This is a genomic window from Shimia sp. SK013 (assembly GCF_001292625.1).
Lineage (GTDB): Bacteria > Pseudomonadota > Alphaproteobacteria > Rhodobacterales > Rhodobacteraceae > Shimia.
In genome coordinates, this window is sequence record NZ_LAJH01000011.1 from 161659 (window position 1) to 182869 (window position 21211).

Annotated in this window: 19 protein-coding genes; 7 read left to right on the forward strand and 12 right to left on the reverse strand. The window is 56.7% G+C overall.

Annotated features, from left to right (window positions below; translation table 11 throughout):
- Nucleotides 1–233 precede the first annotated feature (233 nt).
- Nucleotides 234–1298, forward strand: coding sequence for an MBL fold metallo-hydrolase (locus tag SHIM_RS09060; protein WP_152926500.1), 1065 nt, complete (start codon nucleotides 234–236; stop codon nucleotides 1296–1298).
- Nucleotides 1299–1407: 109 nt separating this feature from the next.
- Nucleotides 1408–1875 (forward strand): peptide-methionine (R)-S-oxide reductase MsrB, encoded by a 468-nt coding sequence (msrB, locus tag SHIM_RS09065; RefSeq protein ID WP_054002334.1) that lies wholly within the window; start codon nucleotides 1408–1410, stop codon nucleotides 1873–1875.
- A 36-nt stretch (nucleotides 1876–1911) separates the two neighbouring features.
- Here the strand turns inward: msrB and SHIM_RS09070 are convergent, their stop codons facing one another.
- The 6 genes from SHIM_RS09070 to SHIM_RS09100 all read right to left on the reverse strand — a co-directional run bounded on the left by SHIM_RS09070 (nucleotide 1912) and on the right by SHIM_RS09100 (nucleotide 7645).
- Nucleotides 1912–2619 carry a response regulator transcription factor gene (locus SHIM_RS09070; protein ID WP_054002335.1) on the reverse strand — a complete coding sequence of 236 codons (708 nt, stop codon included), beginning with the start codon at nucleotides 2617–2619 and terminating at the stop codon, nucleotides 1912–1914.
- Nucleotides 2620–3024: 405 nt separating this feature from the next.
- Nucleotides 3025–4038, reverse strand: coding sequence for an AraC family transcriptional regulator (locus tag SHIM_RS09080; protein WP_193749896.1), 1014 nt, complete (start codon nucleotides 4036–4038; stop codon nucleotides 3025–3027).
- A gap of 111 nt (nucleotides 4039–4149) precedes the next feature.
- Entirely contained in the window at nucleotides 4150–5700 is a 1551-nt protein-coding gene (locus SHIM_RS09085) for an adenylate/guanylate cyclase domain-containing protein (protein ID WP_054002338.1), read from the reverse strand.
- Nucleotides 5701–5768: 68 nt separating this feature from the next.
- On the reverse strand, nucleotides 5769–6392 hold the full coding sequence (locus SHIM_RS09090; RefSeq protein ID WP_054002339.1) for a J domain-containing protein: 624 nt from the start codon (nucleotides 6390–6392) through the stop codon (nucleotides 5769–5771).
- 208 nt (nucleotides 6393–6600) lie between these two features.
- Complete coding sequence (locus tag SHIM_RS09095; RefSeq protein ID WP_054002340.1) at nucleotides 6601–7092, reverse strand: DUF4177 domain-containing protein; 492 nt, start codon at nucleotides 7090–7092, stop codon at nucleotides 6601–6603.
- 70 nt (nucleotides 7093–7162) lie between these two features.
- Nucleotides 7163–7645: a thioesterase family protein gene (locus tag SHIM_RS09100; protein WP_054002341.1), complete on the reverse strand. Its 483-nt coding sequence runs from the start codon at nucleotides 7643–7645 to the stop codon at nucleotides 7163–7165.
- 241 nt (nucleotides 7646–7886) lie between these two features.
- On the opposite strand from SHIM_RS09100, the gene SHIM_RS09105 reads away from it, so the two are divergent.
- Entirely contained in the window at nucleotides 7887–8870 is a 984-nt protein-coding gene (locus SHIM_RS09105; RefSeq protein WP_193749897.1) for an adenylate/guanylate cyclase domain-containing protein, read from the forward strand.
- A 96-nt stretch (nucleotides 8871–8966) separates the two neighbouring features.
- On the opposite strand, the gene gatB is transcribed toward SHIM_RS09105, so the two are convergent.
- The 4 genes from gatB to pepN form a co-directional block, all read right to left on the reverse strand.
- Nucleotides 8967–10478 carry an Asp-tRNA(Asn)/Glu-tRNA(Gln) amidotransferase subunit GatB gene (gatB, locus tag SHIM_RS09110; protein ID WP_054002343.1) on the reverse strand — a complete coding sequence of 504 codons (1512 nt, stop codon included), beginning with the start codon at nucleotides 10476–10478 and terminating at the stop codon, nucleotides 8967–8969.
- A gap of 96 nt (nucleotides 10479–10574) precedes the next feature.
- Nucleotides 10575–11879 carry a hypothetical protein gene (locus SHIM_RS09115; protein WP_054002344.1) on the reverse strand — a complete coding sequence of 435 codons (1305 nt, stop codon included), beginning with the start codon at nucleotides 11877–11879 and terminating at the stop codon, nucleotides 10575–10577.
- A 114-nt stretch (nucleotides 11880–11993) separates the two neighbouring features.
- The gene (locus SHIM_RS09120; protein ID WP_152926501.1) at nucleotides 11994–12422 is read right to left on the reverse strand and encodes a hypothetical protein; all 429 of its coding nucleotides are present in this window, start codon (nucleotides 12420–12422) and stop codon (nucleotides 11994–11996) included.
- 3 nt (nucleotides 12423–12425) lie between these two features.
- Nucleotides 12426–15011 (reverse strand): aminopeptidase N, encoded by a 2586-nt coding sequence (gene pepN, locus SHIM_RS09125; RefSeq protein ID WP_054002461.1) that lies wholly within the window; start codon nucleotides 15009–15011, stop codon nucleotides 12426–12428.
- Nucleotides 15012–15254: 243 nt separating this feature from the next.
- Here pepN and SHIM_RS09130 point away from each other — a divergent pair, with 243 nt between their 5' ends.
- The 3 genes from SHIM_RS09130 to SHIM_RS09140 all read left to right on the forward strand — a co-directional run bounded on the left by SHIM_RS09130 (nucleotide 15255) and on the right by SHIM_RS09140 (nucleotide 18707).
- Nucleotides 15255–17387, forward strand: coding sequence for a malate synthase G (locus SHIM_RS09130; RefSeq protein ID WP_054002346.1), 2133 nt, complete (start codon nucleotides 15255–15257; stop codon nucleotides 17385–17387).
- 51 nt (nucleotides 17388–17438) lie between these two features.
- The gene (locus tag SHIM_RS09135) at nucleotides 17439–17864 is read left to right on the forward strand and encodes a GlcG/HbpS family heme-binding protein (protein ID WP_054002347.1); all 426 of its coding nucleotides are present in this window, start codon (nucleotides 17439–17441) and stop codon (nucleotides 17862–17864) included.
- 63 nt (nucleotides 17865–17927) lie between these two features.
- Nucleotides 17928–18707 (forward strand): gamma-glutamyl-gamma-aminobutyrate hydrolase family protein, encoded by a 780-nt coding sequence (locus SHIM_RS09140; protein WP_054002348.1) that lies wholly within the window; start codon nucleotides 17928–17930, stop codon nucleotides 18705–18707.
- Nucleotides 18708–18812: 105 nt separating this feature from the next.
- On the opposite strand, the gene SHIM_RS09145 is transcribed toward SHIM_RS09140, so the two are convergent.
- Nucleotides 18813–19499 (reverse strand): pentapeptide repeat-containing protein, encoded by a 687-nt coding sequence (locus SHIM_RS09145; RefSeq protein ID WP_054002349.1) that lies wholly within the window; start codon nucleotides 19497–19499, stop codon nucleotides 18813–18815.
- A 154-nt stretch (nucleotides 19500–19653) separates the two neighbouring features.
- On the reverse strand, nucleotides 19654–20406 hold the full coding sequence (locus SHIM_RS09150; RefSeq protein ID WP_054002350.1) for an SDR family NAD(P)-dependent oxidoreductase: 753 nt from the start codon (nucleotides 20404–20406) through the stop codon (nucleotides 19654–19656).
- Between the two features lie 291 nt (nucleotides 20407–20697).
- Here SHIM_RS09150 and SHIM_RS09155 point away from each other — a divergent pair, with 291 nt between their 5' ends.
- A complete protein-coding gene (locus tag SHIM_RS09155; protein ID WP_054002351.1) occupies nucleotides 20698–21162 on the forward strand; it encodes a methyltransferase family protein in 465 nt (154 codons plus the stop codon).
- Nucleotides 21163–21211: the final 49 nt, after the last annotated feature.

Below are 21211 nucleotides of genomic sequence, written 5' to 3' on the forward strand. Positions count from 1 at the left end.
CGCGCGCAAGCTTGGCCGAAATCCACGGGGCATTGGTGCCTCAAACCTGTGTGGATCGCAAGAGGGATTGGAAGCGAGACGTGGGGTCTTTTTGCCGCTGTGGGAGACGCTTTGAAACCGGCCGGCAGGTTGATGGGAAATGTTGCTATAATGACTGGATTTCCCAAAAAACCGTCAAAAATTGCATTATTGTTAAAAAATCGATAAAAGAGGAGGGTCTAAGGGAGGACATCATGGGAAATCTAAAGCTACGTGGGATCAGCATTTTGCTGGGTCTCGGACTCGCAGGGATGGCGGGGACGGCACAGGCCGCGCCTTGCATGGAAGTCGTTTTGACAGGTGTGCAAGGCGGACCGCCGGTATTTCAAGGGCAAGCTGGCGCCGGCACTTTGGTGCGCTACGGAACCGAAGAAAACAAATGCTCGGACGTTTTGTTGCAGTTTGATGCGGGGCGGGGAACCACGCAGCAATTGTCAAAAATCGGCGTGCCCGTTGGCAAGTTGAACGCGGTCTTTTTCACGCATGTGCATTCCGACCACAGCGAAGGCCTAATGGACATGATGCAACTGCGGTGGCATTTCAATTCGGGTGGTCCAAAGATCGATATGGTCTGTTCGGATGATATCACGGCACCCAAAGGCCACATCATGAGTTGTCGCTCATATGGCGCCAATCTGGGTGCTGCCCTAATAGCGTCCGGTGAAATGGCACAACGGTTGGCTGAAAACCCGAAACGTTTGCCGGGTGGGCCTTCTGAGTTGCTGAACATCATGACCTTTATGGGCAGCGACGACGCGCAGACGGTTTGGGAAAAAGGCGACGTCAAAGTCACAGCAGTAAAGTCGCGCCACGTTCCCGGCCACGCATCTTATCGCGTCGATACACCTGCGGGCAGCGTTGTGATTGGTGGAGACGCCGGAAATGATACGCCCGCTCCGCCACGCAACGCCTCCACTTCGGCGCAGGTAGAAGCCTTGGCGCAAGGCGCTGATGTCGTCGTTCATTCCGTCATTCACCCGATCATGGGACCTGATGGCGAGTCAGGCTTTCCGCCTCCGATTTATTTCCGTCAATCCACGGCCACTGATCTTGGTGGCCTGTCTCAGAGGGCAGGGGTGAAACATTTGATGCTCACCCATCACATCCCCCCACTTGGCGCATCCAAGCAAGGGCCATACCCGGTCAAAAAGGGTGGACTGTCTGCGGATGACTATATTCAGGCGGTGCGGGAAAGCGGATACGACGGCAACATTGTGATTGGTCCCGACCTGACCAAATTGCGCCTCGTCGCGGAGTAAGTCACAAGATCGCCGCGCGGGGATTGCAATAATTCTCGCGCGGCTGTGCAGGGCAGTGATTTGAGTGTTGTGACGTCTTGAGGCAGGCTTGTTCAAAAGGAGACCTGCTATGGACCGTCGTATTTTTCTGGCCAGTATTGCCGCAGTGCCGTTTTTCTCGCCTGAACAGGCCTTTGCCGCGGCGTTCGAAGTCACGCGAACCGATGCGGAATGGAAAGCGATGTTGACGCCCTTGCAATACAAGGTCATGCGCAAAGAAAGTACGGAGCGGGCAGGGTCCTCGCCTTTGGACAAGACCTATGAAAAAGGTGCGTACCACTGCCGCGGCTGTGATCTGAAACTCTACAGTTCGCGCCACAAATACGACAGCGGCACTGGTTGGCCGAGTTTTTACAAGTCGCTCAACAATGCAATTGGCACCAAGAACGATCGCAAACTGCTGCGCGTGCGCACCGAATGCCATTGCCGTCGCTGTGGCAGCCATCTGGGGCATATTTTTAGCGATGGTCCCAAGCCGACGGGCAAGCGGCATTGTCTGAACGGCGTGTCGCTGGTGTTCAAACCGGCCGAAAGCTGAGTCTGATCCGGCCTTTGTATGAATTCCAACAACCTATTAGGCAACCGCCTGAACTTGCTGCTGAATGAACCGGTAGCCAAGCGCATAAAGCGTCTCGATGTTGTCGAAATCGGGGTCCACTTTGCGAAACTTCATGCGCAATCGTTTGATCTGGCTATCAATGCAGCGGTCCGTGACGCCCAGATCCGTGCCATAGGCCGCATCAAGAATGCGTGCGCGTTCAAGAACGGTTCCAGGGCGGTCCGCCAGCGTCCAGAGCACGTTGAATTCAGTTGCGGTGAGCCCGACGGCGCAACCGTTCCAACGCACTTCATGGCTATCGCGGTCCATCATCAGAGGGCCCCGCATCATGCGAGACGTGAGCACCGGCCCGGTTGCCGTTTGCCGCGTCCGGCGCAGGACTGCACGTATCCTTTCCAACAACACACGCGGTGCGGCGGGTTTGCGGATGTAGTCATCAGCACCCAGATGCAGCCCAAAAGCTTCTTCGGTGTCAGAGCGGGCGTCGCTAAGCAGGATCACCGGCAAGGTGTTGGACAGGCGCAACCGGCGCAGCAGATCCAAACCGCTGGTGGCGGGCAAGGCCGTACTCATCACCAAAAGCGCGTTCAAAGGATTGGAGATGTCGCGCAATGCCACATCGCCGTCGACAAAGCTCAAAACACGATGCCCGTCGCTTTCCAAAAGCCGACTAAAGGTCACAAGAGTGGAACGGTCACTATCGACCAGAACAATTTGCGCCATTATGCCCCCCTCGATGAACGCTGTGGGGTGCCTCCGGTGGCGGCGGTCAAATAGATGCCGGCTTTGGCGCTGTTGAAACGCGTTTCGCGTTGCGAGAAAGCACGGCGCGCAAAAATCTCACGTAGCCCGTTCCAGAGACCGAGGAGGGTCCCGAATTTGACTGTGGCGGCGAGTGGACGTGGGGCCGTAAGCGACAATGTGGACATGCTAAATCCTCCGAAAGCAGCGCAAGATGACGTTTTGACGTAGGACCAAAAGCTGCTTGGCAGATCACCCTCTTGGTCACACTTCATCTATGTGCGTTAACCATTGTGGCATTGCGTGAAACGGACAGGGTTTTGAGAGTTTCCGCCAGACTGCGGTCGGGCCGCTTGGCGGCGGCGATCAAATGCGATCAATGCTATTTCAGTGTGACGTTCTCTGGTCGCCCGGCGCGTGGCCGGTCCACCGCTTGAAGGCCGAAGAAAAGCTGCTGACGTCCGAGTAGCCCAGCAAAAAGGCGATCTCTGTTTGGCTCCTGGCGACATCGTCCAGATACCGTACCGCAAGAGCCTTGCGCAGATTGGACAGGACTTTCTGATAGGTGGTTCCCACATCCGCTAAACGCCGGGCGAGGGTGCGGCTGCTCATCCCAAGATCACGCGAGACGGTTTCAATATTCGCGCGCCCGGAGGAAAGGCGATCAACAATGGATTTCTCAACACGCAGACGAATGTCATCGCGGTTTTTCGGGGTTTGCTCCAAGACCATATCGCAATGTTTGCGCAAAATTGCATTAAGCTCATTGTCAGCCGTTTGCAATTCGAGGTCGAGGTCGTCCTTGGAAAACCGTATTGCCGTGTGAGAAGCATCAAAGCTGACGGGGCAGTTCATGTATGAGGTGAAGGCGTCTTTATTGGTGTTCCTGTGGTGGCGAAATGTGACCTCCAAAAGGCGTGGCGGGCGCGACATAAGGTTACTCAAACCGCTTACGAATTGGGCTGCTTGGGCTTCCATGATATTGCCAGCGTCCACGCTCGCCGGTAGAAATGCTTCCCAACGAACAAGGCCTTGGCGCTCCAGTTCGCTAATGTCGAAATGAATAGAATCGGTAAACGTGCGTTCATAGCGGACGACGTTTTCAAACAAATCTCGCAATGTGGGCGAACTGTGTCCCAAGTAGCCTATCAGGCCGAGACGCTTAAATTGGCGCTCTTGGGCCCATTTGAAGTGCACCAAGTCATCGCCGGTCAGAGCCACTGCTCGCCGCATCACTTCGGCGATGACTGTCAAGGGCGCCATGGCTTCCGGCGGCGTGATCTCCGCAAGGGTCACACCAGTTCCGCCCAAAAGCTGTTGCTCGCTATAGCCGAGGTCCTGCAAATGTAAAACAAAGTCGCGGGTCAGCGCTGCGAGGTGCAAGTAATTTGCATCATCCATGTTGCTATAAAACCGCAGATTGCAGAGTTTTTCAAGGAATTCGGCAAAGAGAAGGCGCCCAAATGCGTGCATTGACAGATGTAGGCCACACTAGGATGCATCGCCTCTGTTCTAGTCGCCGGACTTTCGGGACAGTTCAGCATTGACGGCGCGGGCAATGGCTTCACGCGTGCTGACATCAATCCCCTGCAAGTCCACAACCAGCATGTCGCCGTCTTTGTGCGTGCTAATGGCAACATTGGATTTGGGCTCGCGAATGACGCGATACGGGGTGATCTCGCGCGAGATGCCCTTGAACCGTTGCGGCGCAAGCGGTTCGGCCTCGATCAAATCATGTGCGTGGGCGAAGGTCTCATAACTCATTACAATGCCTCCGGGTTCCGCAATACTTTCCAGACGGGCCGCAAGGTTCGCCTCCGCCCCGATGATTGTGTAATCCATACGCATGTCAGAGCCGAAGTTGCCGACATTGCAATATCCGGTATTGAGCCCCATCCGCGCCCGAAACGGATGCTCCAACCCGTTTTGGCGCCAAACGGTTTCCAGCTCTTCCAACCGATCCTGCATCGCCAAAGCCATTCGCACACAGGCGCGCGCGTCCTCGGCTGGCCCTTCGGTGCTTGGATCGCCAAAAAACGCCACGATGGCATCGCCGATGAATTTGTCGATGGTGGCGCCGTGATCCTGCGCGATGCGGCTCATCTCGGTGAAATATTCATTGAGCAGCGCCGTCAGCTCTTCGGGTTGCATACGTTCGGTCGTGGCGGTGAAATCTTTGATGTCGGAGAAAAACACCGTGAGCTTTTTGCGTTCCGTGGTCAGCGACACGTCACGTTCGCCGGCAAAGATGGATTTATAGACCTGCGGCTCCAGATATTTGGACACTTTGGCTGACACATCGGCCAGAAAATTGTTGTTGGCGCTTAGCTCGTCATTGATGGTCGCAAAATTGCGGGCCAGCCTGAACTGCATCACCGCAAACAAGAGGCCACCGCCACCGGCCAGCGCCAGATACGTCAGCAACCAGCGGAAAGCCCAGATGTTTTGCGCAATCGGTTGGTGGACAGTCACGACCTGTACGCCACGCACATCGCCCTCGGCCCAGTCGATCTTGGTGCTTTCGGGGTGGCTGTTGTGACAGGCCACACAGGCCTCTGTCATGCGGATCGGGGTGGCAACGGTGACTGAATGGTCCAGAAAACTGCCCCCTTCTTCGTTCATGATTTCGCCCATGTCGGGGGTGGTGCGAAACGTCTCGATTGCGCGGGTCTCAAACGCGGTCAGTTCGTGGGGCGCGCGGTTGGTGAAAGGGAAGTCTGACACAAACCGATAGGTGACAGACGTGTCCGCATCGGCCAATTTCGCACCAAGTTCCAGTGACAGCGTCGCCGGAATCGGCACAGCACCCGGGGTTTGCGCGTAATTGTGCAAGGCTTGGGTGTCGCCGTCGTGCTGCAGAATGCGATCTACGACATTTTCGGCGTAGTAGCCGCGGACTGCGGTCAGCACCGCGTTCATGCTGCGGCTTTGGCGTTCCATCGCGCGATGGCTCAGCGCGTCCATGTCTTGCCACAACGCCAGCGGCAACCCCAGCAACGCCAAACACACCAATGCAAACACCCACGAGGGATGCGTCATCAAAATTTTACCGATGCGTTCCATCCCACAGGTCCCGCCCTATTTCTCAAATGGAAAAGGGCACATCTTCAGAGGCTTGGCAAGCGTCGCTGTTATTTGAAGTTGCGGCTTTCCTTGATCTGGTCCCAAGCCCAGACCACTTCTTGCAGCTGCTCTTCTTGACTGCGGTCACCACCGTTCATGTCGGGGTGCAGCACTTTGATGAGCTTTTTGTAAGACTTGCGCACTTCGGCTTTGGTCCAGCTGTCCTTGGCTTCAAGGATGTCGACAGCACGGCGTTCCGTGGGCGGCAGTCGTTTGGACACGCCGCCGTTTTTGCCGGGATTTTGCGTGGCGTTGCCGCCCAGAACCTGATGCGGGTCCTCGATGCCAAGCCGTGCCCAGGCGCGGGCCTCGGGATCGGTGAATTTTGTCGTTTCACGTTCCCAGACTTTGTCCTTGGAGTTTTGTGCGTTGACCTCGGCCTCGGTCTGGCCGTCAAAGAAATTCCATTTCAGGTTATATTCGCGCACGTGGTCTTTGCAGAACCACTTGAATTCATCCAGAACATCCGGTGCGCGCGGCGCACGGTACTTTCCGTCTTCTTCGCAGCCCTCATGTTCGCATTGCCGAACCGAGGTCTCTGATGCACCTGACATGGTGCGGCGACCGCGCGGGTTTTTCTTCTTTGCCGACTTAATCGACATATCGAAACCGAAGGGATCTGATTTGGTCATGCACGCACCTATTCAACTCGGAGAGCAGATAATAGCGAAACCGACGGGAGATTGAAGGGGCAGAACGCAGAAAAAGTTGCGGAATTTGACAACGACACAAAAATTCTGTCCGCCGGGTTTGCCCCGTCGCACGCGAAAGCGTCTTTTGGCCAACATCGCAGGCGTGTCGGGCAAAAAAACAGAGTGCGCACATCGCGGAGAAAATTTGTCAGGTGGGATCCGCAGGCTCGGAACGTTTCTTGAGCGCTTCGGCAATGTCGGTGACATCGGCGCTTGTTTCGGAAACCTCATTTGCATTGAGAGATTCCACCGCTCGGTCTGGCGACACTTCGGTGCCAGGCGTCTGCGACGGTTCCATCAATGGCGGCTCGGTGGTGCTTGCTGCAGCCACTGTGCTGGCTGCTGGGGCAGGCAATTCCGCAGCTTTTGGGTGCTCCAACTCTTTGGGTTGAAAGGCGCTGGCGTCATCTGCGCGCGGACGGCGAAAAACCATCACGCTGCGGTATTTGGTGGCTGTCGATGCCAATCCGCTGCGCTCTTCACTGGGCAGGGTCTCGGTGCGCAAAAACTCCCAGCCGTCTGCGGCGAGGGTGTTCATCGACGCTTGGAGTGCGTTGGCAAAACGGCCTTCTGTGCTGCGCACGCCGCGTGCTTTTTGCCCTTTGGTCGGGGCTGGAACCACTTTGTACTCGTAGATCATTTTGTAATCGCTTTACCCTTCGCGGCCTTTTTGGCGCACGTGGGTTCATACCCTTTCCGGCGCCGCAGTCTCAAGCTTTTTTAGGAATTCCCATAACACGGCCGACGCGCTCGGGCTTGGGCAATACGGAATGCGCTTTGTGAAGGGCGCTTACGTTGGCCTGTATGTCGGCCGGCATGGGCGCCACTCGTGGACCACTTTGGTCGATGTGCAAACCGATGCCTTCACCAGTGGCAGACAGCCAGCCGTCCTCGTGCCAGAGTTCCTGATAAAAATGCAGGCGCTTTTCGTCAAAATCCAAAAGATGGAATGTCGCCTTTACTTTGTCGCCAAGATGGAGTTCGCGCAGGTAACAGAGATGAAATTCAGCAGAAAAAGTCGTGTTGCCGGTGCGCTCGCGGTACTCAGGGCCAAATCCCATTTCCAGCCATATCTGATCGACACCGCGATCAAACAGCACGTTGTAAAACGCCATGTTAAGATGGCCGTTATAGTCCAACCATGATTTGTCGATATCCATCCAGCTGGATGTGAACGGTGCGTCTAGGGTCATCGTCTGTCCTCTCAGTTGGCAGAGTTATGCCCAACCAAAGGAGACAGGAGCAACGCTGAAATTGCGCGGTGACGTGGCGGATTTGCCTGTCGGAAGGCGCAATGAAAAGACCTTGCAGAGAAACCAAACGGTAACTTTGATGCAGTAAACTGTTGGCATTTCGTATTTTCGCCCGGGATTTTTCTGCCTCCGAGCAGACCGTTGGACGGCTTTTGAACGCCTTATTGAGTATATGATGCAAATGGACAGTTCGTATTCCCCCGAACTTACCGCTCTGACCGACAGGTGGGTTGAGGCGACGTTGAAGAACAGCGGTAAAAACGTGACCGGATTGCTCACACAGTTGGACCCGCTCATTTTCTGCGGGCCGTCTGTCCAGGAGATCTGGGAGGGCGAAGACTTGCGGAGATCTTATGAAAACCCCTCCAAAAATATGTCTTCGTCCAGAATTTTGGAAACCCGCACAAAGGCGTTTTGTAATGGCGACACTGGATGGTCGCTTTGGGAAGGCGACATACAGAAATCGAAATCCGGAGATGTTCAAAGAGCAAGGATCACGCTGGTCTTTGTGATCGAGGGAGGGATCTGGAGAATTCAACATATTCACAGCTCCATTCCCGACAATGACGAGGGAATTGACGAAGATGGTCTTCGAGAATTGACCGCATTGTTTCAAGCGCGTTCAAAGCACAATCCGGTGGTCGGCGAGACCGGAATTGCGGCGATTATGTTCACAGATGTCGTCGATTCATCCGCTTTGACCGTGGAGGTTGGCGACGTAAAATGGACTGCAGCCATCAGCCGGCATCTGCTTGAGACCGATGGGATAGTGCGTAGAAACGGCGGGCAATTGGTCAAATCTCTCGGGGACGGGTCAATGGCAAGTTTTCAAACCGCCGAGTCCGCGCTGCGGGCTGCGCAGGCCATTCAAGCGCGCGTCTCCTCGCTGAATGTGGGGCCGAGCATGTCGTTGCGGATAGGCATTCGCACCGGAGTGGTTGTTGAAACCGGAAACGACTTTTTCGGAACCGTGGTGAACAAGGCCGCGCGCATCGCAGCCAGTGCTGCACCAAATGAAATCCGTGTTTCTGACGCGACCCGATTGTTGGTTAACGGAATGACGTCTTTCCGGTTTTCCGATCCGACCGAAAGAGAGCTCAAGGGGATACGCGGGCTTCATCAAACTTTTCGTCTGGATAGGGTCGATCCACCGGATCCAGAATGATCCAAAGGGGCCAAGCCGCAAAATCAAAAACGTCGGCGCCATTTCTGGCACCGACGCAATGCAGACGCGTTACTGACGCGTTGCCGACAGCGATACTCAGCTGTTCAGCTTCTTCGCAACCAGTTCGTTTACAGCTTTTGGGTTGGCCTTGCCGCCGGTGGCCTTCATGACCTGACCGACAAACCAGCCTGCCAGCTTCGGGTTGATCTGAGCCTTTTCAACCTGTGCCGGATTTGCTGCTATGATTTCATCCAGCGCGGTTTCGATCGCGCCCGTGTCAGTCACCTGCTTCATGCCCCGTTCTTCTACGATCTGGGCGGGGTCACCGCCTTCGGTGTAGACGATTTCAAACAGGTCTTTGGCGATCTTGCCCGAAATAGCATCAGAGCCGATCAAGTCCAGAATGCCGCCCAGCTGTGCTGGTGAGATCGGGCTTTCTGTGATCGCGTGCTCCTCTTTTTTCAGTCGGCCAAACAGTTCATTGATGACCCAGTTCGCGGCCAGTTTGCCGTTGCGCCCTTCGGCCACAGCTTCAAAGAAATCGGCGTTTTCTTTTTCCGCTGTCAGCACCGACGCATCATATTCGGACAGGCCAAAGTCGCTGATAAAGCGGTTCTTTTTCTGATCCGGAAGCTCGGGAAGGTTGGCTTGGATGTCGTCGACCCAGCCCTGTTCGATCTCCAGCGGCATGAGATCCGGATCGGGGAAGTAGCGGTAATCATGCGCCTCTTCCTTGGAGCGCATCGAGCGTGTCTCGTTGCGGTCCGCGTCATACAGACGGGTTTCCTGATCGACCTTGCCGCCGCCCTCAACGATTTTGATCTGGCGCTCGGCCTCGACCATGATCGCCATCTGGATGAAGCGCATGGAGTTCATGTTTTTGACTTCGCAGCGGGTGCCGAGATGACCAAAATCTTGCGTTTCCATGTACTTCTCGTGCTGGCCGGGACGGCAGATCGACACGTTCACATCGGCGCGCAGGTTGCCGTTTTGCATGTTGCCGTCACAGGTGCCGAGATAGCGCAGAATCTGGCGCAGCTTAAGCACATAGGCCGCTGCCTCCTCGGGGCTGCGGATGTCAGGGCGGCTGACGATTTCCATTAGCGCGACGCCAGTCCGGTTCAGGTCGACAAACGACAGGTTCGGATCCATGTCGTGCACAGATTTGCCCGCGTCCTGCTCAAGGTGGATACGCTCCACCCGCACCATGCGAGCGACACCCGGTTCCATGTCCACGAGGATCTCGCCTTCGCCGACGATGGGTTCATAAAGCTGGCTGATCTGATAGCCCTGCGGCAGGTCAGGATAGAAATAGTTCTTGCGGTCAAACGCCGATTTCAGGTGGATTTCTGCGTTCAGGCCAAGGCCGGTGCGGACGGCCTGCTCGACGCAGAATTCATTGATAACCGGCAACATTCCAGGCATCGCGGAGTCAACGAACGCCACGTTTGAGTTGGGTTCGTTGCCAAATTTTGTGGATGCGCCGGAGAAGAGTTTCGCATTGGAAGAAACCTGTGCGTGCACCTCCATGCCGATGACCAGTTCCCAGTCATGCTTGGCGCCCGCGATCACTTTGGGCTTTGGGGTCTGATATGTCAGGTCGAGCATCGCTCAGGCTCCTTGAATCTATGGCTTGCCTGCGTTCTAGGCCAGCCACGTCAGAGGAGCAAGAGGGCAGGTGGTTTCCCGCCCCTCTCAGGGCGATCAGGGGTTGATCTGGGTGATGCCGTCAGGCGTGAAATAGACGGTCTGCCCGTTTTGCAAGCCGGTCATGAAGGGCATGGCCACAGCGTGGAGCGCGATTTCCTTGCCCTTGGCCGCAAGCCGTTCACGGGAAATGATGCGCGAGGTGTTTTCAAATCCGATTTCGGCATGACCCCAGATTAAGGGGTGAATTTCGCGCAGGTGGTCGTGCACGACCATGTCAAAACCTTCGCGCAGCGCAGGTGCCAAGTCAGCGCGGAAACCGTTGTCACTGTATAGTTCGCGCGCATGTTGCCAGCTGCGGAAAAGATGCGCTGCCATAAGGTTTGCAGAATGCTGATCCCCACGACGGGAAAGGGCGTCGTCCACGCCGTCCAAAAAGTATTCGATTTCAACCATTTCCAACCCGCGCGGATCGACCAAAAGTGCGTCAAACCAAACCCAGGCGTATGCGCCAGCGCCCCACAAATCATAGGTGCGCGCAGCAATGCGGCGGGCTTGCAGGTCAAGCTGGTCAAAGTCGCCGTACCAGCGGGGCAACATATAGTTGCCAAGCGCCCGCATGTGGCGCGGATTGGTTGGGTCCAGCGCAATGAGCGCCTCAAATTCCGCACAGAGCTTTTCTGCCGGGTTGGCCTGGCCTGGCAGCAAGGCGCAGCGCGCCGCAGACAGAGCAGGCGAATAGTGGGCCGTCGGGCAGAAACGATCCAAAATGGTTTCAGCACGTTCAAAATGGGCTTGAAAGGCCTCGCGGTTCAGCTCGCGCACGTCTTCTTTGGCCGCCGCACCGCGCCATGCCCAGCCGATGTCGATGTGCATATGCGCCACGATCAGCGCCAAAGGATAGCTGTTTGGGTGTTCCTCAAGCATGTATTCCAGTGCTTCTATGCCAGCAAAGAAATCCGCGCCTCTGGCGGGGTGACCGTGAAGCAAAGCATGCTCGGCCGCACGCACAACATCGGAACGCGCGCCAAATAGCATCAGTTCCGCCAGAGGCGTTCCTGCCGAGGTGGTCGTGCGGTTCTGGTCATAGGTGCGGATCTGATCTTCGAGGTCTGACCAGCGTTCCTGACGGGCAAGAAACAAGCCCTGATCGCGTGATTGATCGCTTTCGAGCTGATCAGGTGTGTTGGTATTGATCGGGATTTGCAGACGGTGCAACAGGTCCTTGACGGTCTTGTTGCCTTCGGCTGGCAGATCGGAAACGTCGTCTTTGTCGCCACCATAAAAGGTTTGCGACAATTTCTTCAGCGTCGGCTCCGCCGCGGAAGACACGCTCGTTCTGTCCAACGAAAAGAATTTCATTAAGGTCTGCTCCTGTTCTTGCGACTAGGATGCAGTCCCACTTGGGCCAAAGTTAGGCGTCATGTTGATATCATACGGTCATGTTGGCCTTGCCAGCGCCCAAATTACCTTTGGTCAAATAACCCGGAAATGATGGCGGTCAACCGGGATATCATAGGCCTCAAGCGTGGCCTGCAAACGGTCCGGAGATGGCAAAACATCGTTGGGAATCCGCACCTTGGAGCCATCAACCATCTGCAGAGTTGCGCGCACCGAGATGTCCAGACGGGTGTCAAAACGGGCTGATCGGATTTGATCTGTGCGCATTTCTGCCTCTTGTGTGGCGCTTTTCCACCTCAGCACGCCGTCGGCCAAGGAGAATGTTGAAACCGGGTTGAGCATCACATCAATCAGCGCGGGTACCGCAAAGATGCCCAGAATGGCGAGAATCCAAGTAACCGTGCCGACAGCCTTGAGACCCGCCAGCACAAGTACGGCCAGCCCAAGCGCCATTACGGTACGGCGGTTGCGCCCGAAGTGGGTGAACGTCAACGGCTCGGGCATATCTTAAGCGCCTTGTGTGCGAGTGATCATCTCGCTTGTGTCACGGCTGAGATCCGGCTGGCCTGCGATGCGCCCCAGTTGCGTCGCGATTAGGGACTGACGGGCCGCATCATAGCGTTTCCATGTTTGAAAGGCGCTGCACATGCGGGCGGTGGTCTGTGGGTTCACCGGATCAAGTTTGATCAGCCAATCCGTCAACAGCTCGTAAGCCGCGCCGCTTTCGTGGTGGAAGCCAGCGTGATGCGCTGCAAGCATACCCATCACGGCGCGGAAGCGGTTGGGATTTTTCCAGTCAAAGTCGATGTGGTTGGTCAGTCGCTTTGCCGTTTCTGCCAAAACGTCAGGTTTGGCGTGCATCACCTGCAAAGAGAACCATTTGTCGATCACCAGCCTGTCGTCACGCCATTGATCATAGAAGGCTGCAAGGGCGTTGTCTCCGGCCTCGGCGTCCAAAAGCGCACTGAGCGCTGCGAGTTGCAGCGTCATGTTGTCGGCGTTGGCGTATTGCGTGGCGGCGGTTGCGCCGCCATCAAGTCTGCTCAGAAGGCCCAGAGCCGAGTTTGCAAGGTCACGCTTGCCAGCCCCCTCGGCGTCAGGCGCATAAGGGCCATCTACCTGATTGGCGGCGTAAAGGTCGGGCAGAATGTCTGCCCAGCTTTGCGCCTTGGCGGTGCGCATCGCTTCACTGGCGGCGTGGATGGCGGCCGGATCGGGGGTGTCGCCAGCTTGATGCAGCACGCCCGCAAGTTCGGATTGCGACGGTTGTGCCAACATCAGGGCGCGGTAGGCCGGATCAAGCGTTTCGTCGCGCAAAACCGATTTAAGGCTCTCTAGGTAGTCGGCATCAGGCGCCGTGCCTTCGCGGATCGACGTCAGCAACGAGTCGCGCGCTAGCATCCGGCCTGCTTCCCATCGGTTGAACGGATCGCTGTCATGCGACAACAGGAACGAGCGACGCGAATTGTTGATGTTCTGTTCCAACGTAACCGGAGCGGAAAAACCGCGCAGAATGGACGGGATGGGTCGACTGGCGTGACCTTCGAAAGAGAAACTCTGCTCTGCTTCAGTCAGCTCAAGCACCGCGGTTGGCATCACCTCGTCGCCATTGTCGTTCAACAGGCCCACGGCCACCGGGATCACCTGGGGCAGCTTTTCGCCTTGTCCGGGCGTCGACGCGCTGGATTGGCTGAGATGTAGCGTAAAGGTGTTGTCCTTGTAGTCTTCGCGCACCGAGACCTTTGGCGTGCCAGATTGCGAATACCATAATTTGAACTGGCTCAGATCGCGGTCGGTGCTGTCCTCAAACACCTGTATCCAGTCCTCAATCGTACACGCCTGACCGTCGTGGCGGTCAAAATACAGATCAAGCGCTTTGGCGTAGGCCGCATCGCCGACAAGCGTCTTAAGCATGCCAATGACTTCGGCGCCTTTTTCGTAAACGGTGGCCGTATAGAAGTTGTTGATTTCCTGAAAACTCTCGGGCCGCACCGGGTGGCTAAGCGGGCCTTGGTCCTCGGGGAATTGCCGAGCGCGCAGAGCCAGAACATCATCAATGCGTTTCACTGGCTCGGAGCGCATGTCGGCGGTGAACTGCGCGTCGCGGAAAACCGTGAGGCCCTCCTTGAGGCAGAGCTGAAACCAATCGCGGCAGGTGATCCGGTTGCCAGTCCAGTTGTGGAAATACTCGTGGGCGATGATGGCTTCGATGCGCTCGAAGTTGCTGTCGGTCGAGGTTTCGGGGCTGGCGAGCACGCAGGAGCTGTTGAAGATGTTCAGCCCCTTGTTTTCCATCGCACCCATGTTGAAATCGTCGACCGCAACGATGTTGAACTCGTCCAGATCGTATTCACGGCCATAGACGTCTTCGTCCCATTTCATCGACTTTTTCAAAGCCTCCATACCGAAGGCGCATTTGTGTTCATCGCCGGGGCGCACATAGATCGCTAGATCCACGTCACGGCCAGACATGGTGGTGAACGTGTCCTCATGCGCCACCAGATCGCCTGCGACCAAGGCAAAGAGATAGGCCGGTTTTGGCCACGGATCCTCATAGATCGAGACATTGGGGGCAGGGGTCTGAGTGCCGTCCTGATGATAGTACAGCCCGTTGCCGTTTGAGAGCATGACAGGCGTATGGTCTGCGTCGCTTTCAATGCGCACGGTGAATTGCGCCATCACGTCGGGGCGGTCGGGATACCATGTGATTTTGCGAAACCCCTCGGCTTCGCATTGGGTGCAATACATGCCCCCCGACATATAGAGCCCCTCAAGGGCGGTGTTGGCCTCGGGGTTGATCTCGACCTCGGCCTCCCAATTGAAAGGGGCGTCGGGCACGTCTGCTTCGATGCCGCCCTCTACATGGCGCAAGTCCACGTCATGCCCATCGACTTTGGCCGAAATCGGTTTCAGGCTCTCGCCATGCAGAAAGAACGGGCGATGAGGCACGTCATAGTCTGGGCGGAACCGGATGCGCGAAATCACACGCGTCGCCGAAGGGTGCAGCCGGAATGTCAGGTGCACATCGTCAATGATCCAGCCAAAAGGTGTGTAGTCTTTGAGAAAGATCGTCTTGGGGGCCGCATCCTGCATCATTTGCTCCGTCTCGTGCATTGGCACATGTTGTCTCACCGAGTGTTTGCAAAGATGTATCTGATCGAGCAGCACTCGCAAGGGGACGCGTTGCATTGTCTGGCTGCACAAGAAAGCGGCGGCTCGCTTTCCGGATTTCCAAGAAAATGCTTTTGGTAAACAAAAAGAACCAATTTTGTTGCCTATCGGAAACTCATGTTCTAATTGGAAATGCAAGATCATATCAATTAGGGGAGAGGCGCGATGGCTGAACGGATTGAAAAGCAGGGGCTGCAGGTCGCGGCGGAGCTGGTGACGTTCATCGAAGACCGCGCTCTGTCCGGAACGGGCGTGAGCGCGGACACGTTTTGGTCCGGCCTGAGCGCGCTGGCGCATGATTTTGGCCCCAAGAACCGGGCGTTGCTGGCCAAGCGCGAAGAGATCCAACAACAGATCGATGGGTGGCACATGTCGCGCAATGGGCAGCCGCATGATGCGGCGGCCTATAAAGCGTTTCTTGAAGAGATCGGCTACTTGGTTCCGGAAGGCCCTGATTTCGCGGTGGAAACCGCCAACGTGGATCCCGAGATCGCAAATATTCCCGGCCCGCAACTTGTGGTGCCGATCACCAATGCACGCTTTGCGCTGAACGCAGCGAACGCGCGTTGGGGCAGCCTGTATGATGCGCTTTATGGTACGGACGCAATGGGGGACTTGCTGGCAGGCGGTGGGTATGACGCCGCACGTGGTGCGCGGGTGATCGCTTGGGGCCGCGAGTTTCTGGACCGTTCAGTGCCGCTGGCAGATGGCAGCTGGGCAGATGTTGATGGTCTATTGGTGCAGAACGGCGCTTTGGTTCCTGCTCTTGAGGATGCCAGTGGATTCGCCGGTCACGTGGGCGAAGCCGCCAATCCCAACCGTATTTTGATCAAAAACAACGGTTTGCATATTATTCTGGAGATTGACCCTTCCGGAAACATCGGCTCCGGCGACACGGCGGGTGTCAACGACATCACGCTTGAATCCGCGCTGTCGACCATCATGGATTGCGAAGATTCCGTGGCTTGTGTCGATGCCGAAGACAAAGTTGTCGCCTACGGCAACTGGCTGGGGTTGATGAAAGGTGATCTGGCAGAAGATGTCAGCAAGGGCGGCAAGAGTTTTAAGCGCGTTCTCAACGGAGATGTGGCGTTTACGGCGCCTGACGGGGTGGCAAAGACATTGAAAGGCCGCTCCTTGATGCTGGTGCGCAATGTCGGCCACTTGATGACAAACCCTGCGGTGCTGGACCGCGAAGGCAATGAAATCGGCGAAGGCCTGATGGATGCGCTGGTGACGGCAATGATCGCAATGCACGACCTGCAACGTGAAAGTGGCAATTCGGTGCATGGTTCGGTCTATGTGGTGAAACCCAAAATGCATGGGCCGGAAGAAGTGGCCTTTGCTGACGAAATTTTTGCCAAGGTCGAGGACATTCTTGGGCTGCCGCGCAACACTGTCAAAATGGGCATCATGGACGAGGAGCGGCGCACCTCGGTGAACCTCAAAGAGTGCATCCGTGCCGCCAAAGGGCGGGTGGCCTTTATCAACACCGGCTTCCTTGATCGCACAGGCGACGAGATCCATACCTCAATGGAAGCGGGCGCGTTCCTGCGTAAAGGTGAGATGAAAACAACACCTTGGATCCTGTCCTATGAGGATCGCAACGTGGACATCGGTCTGGCCTGTGGCTTGCAGGGCAAAGCGCAGATCGGCAAAGGCATGTGGGCCATGCCCGATCTGATGGGGGCAATGCTGGACCAGAAAAGCGGCCATCCCAAATCCGGCGCGAACTGCGCTTGGGTGCCGTCACCAACCGCGGCCACACTGCACGCGACGCACTACCATGAGGTCGATGTTTTGGCCCGCCAAGAAGAAATTAAGGCCGGTGGTGCCCGCGGATCTTTGGACGACCTGCTGACGGTGCCAGTCATGGATGGGCAGAACCTGTCAGATGCCGACATTGCCGCAGAAGTGGAAAACAATGCGCAGGGTATTCTGGGCTATGTAGTGCGGTGGATCGACCATGGCGTGGGCTGTTCAAAGGTGCCGGACATCAACGACGTTGGTCTGATGGAAGACCGCGCGACGTGTCGTATTTCCTCGCAGGGCTTGGCGAATTGGTTGCATCATGGCGTTGTCAGCGAAGCGCAGGTGATGGCCGCCATGCAGAAGATGGCGTCCGTTGTGGATTTCCAGAACGCGAGCGATCCGGACTATCGCCGTATGGCGCCGGACTTCAGCGGGGTGGCGTTTCAAGCGGCCTGTGATCTGGTCTTTAAAGGACGGTTACAGCCGTCCGGTTACACCGAACCGGTGCTGCATGCACGGCGTTTGGAACTGAAGGCACAAGCATAAATTTCCGGGTCGGAGCACTGCTCTGGCCCATTCAATTTTTGGGAGAGATACATGTCAATTTCGTTGCGCAAAGCGCGTGTAATTATTCGTAAGGCGTTGGAAAAAAGCGAGGAAATGGAGCTTAAACCGTTGTCCGTGGTGGTGCTGGATGCCGGCGGACATGTGCAAGCATTTGAACGCGAAGACGGCGCGGCACCGGGCCGGTTTGCGATCGCGCATGGCAAGGCTTACGGCAGTGTGATGCTCGGCATGGCTGGCACAGCACAAATGGCGCGGGCCGAGGCGCAGGCCTATTTCATGGCGGCGGTGAATGGTGCTTATGGCGGACAAGTGATTCCTGTGCCGGGGGGCGTTTTGTTGCGCGACCAAAAGGGTGCCGTGATCGGGGCTGTCGGTGTGACTGGCGACACGTCTGAAAATGATGCAACTGCCGCAATGGCGGGCATCGAGGCCGCAGGATTGATCGGCGAAATCTGAGGGGGCTTTCTCATCGCTCGTGCAGCGCCTATGTTGGGCGGGCGAACAAACTAAGAGGTTTTCATGGCGCGCCCCGTCGTCGGTATCATCGGCAACCAATATCTGATCAACGACCAATACCCTGCCCATGCTGGCGGAGAGATGAATTCAGAAGCGATTTCAGGCGTTTCGGGCTGTATGCCGTTGCTGGTTCCGGCGGACCCGCGGTTTGTATCGATCGACGAGTTGATGCAGACATGTGACGGCTTTCTGCTGACCGGCGGTCGCCCCAATGTTCACCCCGAAGAATATGGCGAAGCCGCCACCGAGGCGCATGGTGCATTTGATCGGGCACGTGACTCGATTGTTTTGCCCTTGGTGCGGGCCTGCGTTGAAAACGGACAGCCGTTCTTTGGAATTTGTCGGGGGTTTCAAGAGGTTAACGTCGCGATGGGCGGCTCTCTTTATCCCGAAATCAGAGATCTTCCGGGACGTGACAACCACCGCATGCCTCCTGATGGCACGCTGGAGGAGAAGTTTGCGTTGCGCCACAAAGTAGCGTTTTCCAAAGAGGGTGTGTTTCACAAGCTGTTTGGCGCGCCCGAGGTGATGACCAACACTTTGCACGGCCAAGGCATCAAGCGCGCGGGCAGCCGTGTGGTTGTCGACGGATACGCGCCGGATGGCACGCCTGAGGCGATCTTTATCGAGGGTGCGCCGGGGTTCACTTTGTCGGTGCAATGGCATCCGGAATGGGACGCGGCCAATGATCCGGTCAGCCGCCCATTGTTTGAAGCGTTTGGGCAGGCGGTGCATGCCTGGGCCGAAGGGAAGCGAGCGGTGTCGGTGCTTAAATCCGCGTAAAACCGGTTTCTGTATCGCGTCGGTATTGCGACGGTTTCGCGACAGTTTCAGAAATCGGGCTTTGGAGCCGGTTTTTTGGCGTCGCCATGCCGCCGGTTTGTTGGCTCAGAACACTTGCAAGCCCAGTTGTCCCAAAAGGGTTGCAGCCTGTTGTTTGGAGATCGTGGCCCCTTTGAAACGGCGCATGTCGGTCAACATGATCCCGCCCAAATCAGCGCCTCGCAAGTCAGCGTTTTCAAATCGGCTGTCCACCAGGTGCGTGTTGCGCAGCGAACAGTCTTCTAAAACGGCGTCCCGAAAATCGCAGCGGTTCATGTTGGCGTCCGAGAAATCCACACGTTTGAGAGTCATTTTTCGAAATGAAAACCTTGGCAAGACGGCGAGATGGAACAGCACTTTCTCCAGCGTTACGCCTATGGCCTGGGCTTCGCTGAGGTCGGCGCCTGTCATCTTGCAATTGCGGATTGTGCAATGGGTGAGCTTGGTGCCGCGAAGATTGGCGTTGCTATAATCGCCGCCCGAGATCAAAGCGTCCGTCAGATCGGCGCCTTGCAAGACGATGTTGCCAGCACGGCAGCCCTTGAGCGTGGCTTCTTCTAGCGTTGCACCCTTGAACGATGCGCCTGTCAGGTTACAGGTCTCAAAACTCCATCCTGTGAAATCAAGTTCGGCCAGGTCGGTGCCGTGCAGGTCGCAATTGGTCAAGTGATAGGGATCGCCTGTGCGGCTGGCCTGCGCCATCTCTGAGTAAGACAGTTTGCGATCACAGAGTGTGCGGTTTTCAGATGACACCGGAGGTCTCCTTCGGGCGCGATTTAGCGACAGAGTTGTTGCATTGGTACGCAAGAACCGCAGGAGAGAGAAGGGCATTCCGAGCGTGTGCGGCAACGGTGCACAGCCGTTGGATCAGAACCCCAACACGATGTGAAAGGGCTCTGACCGAGAATTACATTTCGCCGCCGGAAACCTGCACCATCTGACCACGCACCGAGTCAGCCAAATCTGAACACAGGTACATGGCAGCGTGGGCCACTTCTTCGGGTTTGATCAGGCGACCATGCGGGTTCACGCCGACCATCATGTGGCGGGCTTCTTCCTCGGTACAGCCGGTGCGCGCCATGATGCTTTCGATGTTCTGATCGATGATCGCTGTTTCCACATAGGCCGGGCAGATCGAGTTAAAGGTGATCGGCTTGCGCGCATAGTCCGCCGCCAGCGATTTGATCATCCCGTTCACCGCATGTTTGGAGGTGGAATAGGCTGGACCCCCTTTGAGACCACGCAGGCCGGCGATGGACGAAATCACCATGACGCGGCCCCAATCGGTCTGGTTCATCGACTTTAGGCTTTCGCGGATTGTCAGGAAGACGCCGTCGATGTTGATGGACATCATATTGCGCCAGAATGCCATGTCGGTTTTGTGCAGGGCGCGGCCTTCGGCGATGCCGGCGTTGGCGACGCAGATCTGGATGGGACCACGGGCGGCCACAGCCGCCGCGACGCCGTCCACAACCGACGCCTCTTCGGCCACATCCATCGCCAGCGGGTGGATGTTGTCGGTGGCGGCGTCTTGCAACACCTCAAGGCGGCGACCAGTGATGGTGACGTGCGCGCCCTCAGCTGCCAGAGCCTGAGCGATTGCCAGACCGATGCCTGTGCCGCCGCCGGTGACCAGTGCGTGTTTGCCGTTCAAAGACATGGTGTTCTCCCTTGTTCTGTTGTGTGCAGGATGGGCCGCACGGGCAGGGGAGACAAGCGGATCCTAAGGCAAACGCCGCGCCGTCACTTTCTGTTGCATTGCGTGTGTTCCGCAGCTGGATCGTTGCGCGAACGATGTCCCAAGCGATGCAAAAGTGCAGTCTTTCTGTCCTTTTTGACCCATGGGGCGTTTTGTGCCGTTGCGTCAGGGTAAAACATCGTTACACCAGTCGAGACGCCACGCGGCGCATCAGGTGCACGAAGCGCCGCAAGCCAGTAGGGGAGCCTGTGCATGACCGAGACCCGGAGTCGGCCGTTTGATTTGCCGCCTGTCTGGCTTGTTCTGGCACTGGCTGTGGCTTGGGGTCAGGCGCAGTATTTTTCTTTTGGATTGTCGTTTGGTCCGGTTTGGGCAGATCTGCTTGGCGGGTTGCTGGTGGGTGGCGGCATCGTTTTGATGGCGCTGGCCGTGTACGAAATGCGCCGTCAGAAAACCACGTTTCACCCACATCACGAAAGCGCACGGCTGGTTCAATCCGGAATTTTCAGCCGCTCGCGCAATCCGATCTATCTGGGCGATATGATGGTTCTGGCTGGGATGATCCTTTATTGGGACGCGGTTCTAGCCTTGCCGCTGGTGCCGCTGTTTTTGTGGCTTCTGGAGCGGCGCTTTGTCATTCCCGAGGAAAACCGCCTGCGCCGCACGTTTCGCATGGAATTCGCCAAATACAGCGAAAAAGTCAGGCGCTGGGTGTGATGCCGTTGCGTCGTAGAAACACGGGACGCACTCTGTTTGCTTGTGCAGC

What these genes read in the sequence shown, in the direction of transcription:
- SHIM_RS09060 (WP_152926500.1), top strand. Translation starts at nt 234, where the DNA reads ATGGGAAATCTAAAGCTACGTGGGATCAGCATTTTGCTGGGTCTCGGA.
- msrB (WP_054002334.1), top strand. Translation starts at nt 1,408, where the DNA reads ATGGACCGTCGTATTTTTCTGGCCAGTATTGCCGCAGTGCCGTTTTTC.
- SHIM_RS09070 (WP_054002335.1), bottom strand. Translation starts at nt 2,619, where the DNA reads ATGGCGCAAATTGTTCTGGTCGATAGTGACCGTTCCACTCTTGTGACC.
- SHIM_RS09080 (WP_193749896.1), bottom strand. Translation starts at nt 4,038, where the DNA reads ATGGATGATGCAAATTACTTGCACCTCGCAGCGCTGACCCGCGACTTT.
- SHIM_RS09085 (WP_054002338.1), bottom strand. Translation starts at nt 5,700, where the DNA reads ATGGAACGCATCGGTAAAATTTTGATGACGCATCCCTCGTGGGTGTTT.
- SHIM_RS09090 (WP_054002339.1), bottom strand. Translation starts at nt 6,392, where the DNA reads ATGACCAAATCAGATCCCTTCGGTTTCGATATGTCGATTAAGTCGGCA.
- SHIM_RS09095 (WP_054002340.1), bottom strand. Translation starts at nt 7,092, where the DNA reads ATGATCTACGAGTACAAAGTGGTTCCAGCCCCGACCAAAGGGCAAAAA.
- SHIM_RS09100 (WP_054002341.1), bottom strand. Translation starts at nt 7,645, where the DNA reads ATGACCCTAGACGCACCGTTCACATCCAGCTGGATGGATATCGACAAA.
- SHIM_RS09105 (WP_193749897.1), top strand. Translation starts at nt 7,887, where the DNA reads ATGGACAGTTCGTATTCCCCCGAACTTACCGCTCTGACCGACAGGTGG.
- gatB (WP_054002343.1), bottom strand. Translation starts at nt 10,478, where the DNA reads ATGCTCGACCTGACATATCAGACCCCAAAGCCCAAAGTGATCGCGGGC.
- SHIM_RS09115 (WP_054002344.1), bottom strand. Translation starts at nt 11,879, where the DNA reads ATGAAATTCTTTTCGTTGGACAGAACGAGCGTGTCTTCCGCGGCGGAG.
- SHIM_RS09120 (WP_152926501.1), bottom strand. Translation starts at nt 12,422, where the DNA reads ATGCCCGAGCCGTTGACGTTCACCCACTTCGGGCGCAACCGCCGTACC.
- pepN (WP_054002461.1), bottom strand. Translation starts at nt 15,011, where the DNA reads ATGCAGGATGCGGCCCCCAAGACGATCTTTCTCAAAGACTACACACCT.
- SHIM_RS09130 (WP_054002346.1), top strand. Translation starts at nt 15,255, where the DNA reads ATGGCTGAACGGATTGAAAAGCAGGGGCTGCAGGTCGCGGCGGAGCTG.
- SHIM_RS09135 (WP_054002347.1), top strand. Translation starts at nt 17,439, where the DNA reads ATGTCAATTTCGTTGCGCAAAGCGCGTGTAATTATTCGTAAGGCGTTG.
- SHIM_RS09140 (WP_054002348.1), top strand. Translation starts at nt 17,928, where the DNA reads ATGGCGCGCCCCGTCGTCGGTATCATCGGCAACCAATATCTGATCAAC.
- SHIM_RS09150 (WP_054002350.1), bottom strand. Translation starts at nt 20,406, where the DNA reads ATGTCTTTGAACGGCAAACACGCACTGGTCACCGGCGGCGGCACAGGC.
- SHIM_RS09155 (WP_054002351.1), top strand. Translation starts at nt 20,698, where the DNA reads ATGACCGAGACCCGGAGTCGGCCGTTTGATTTGCCGCCTGTCTGGCTT.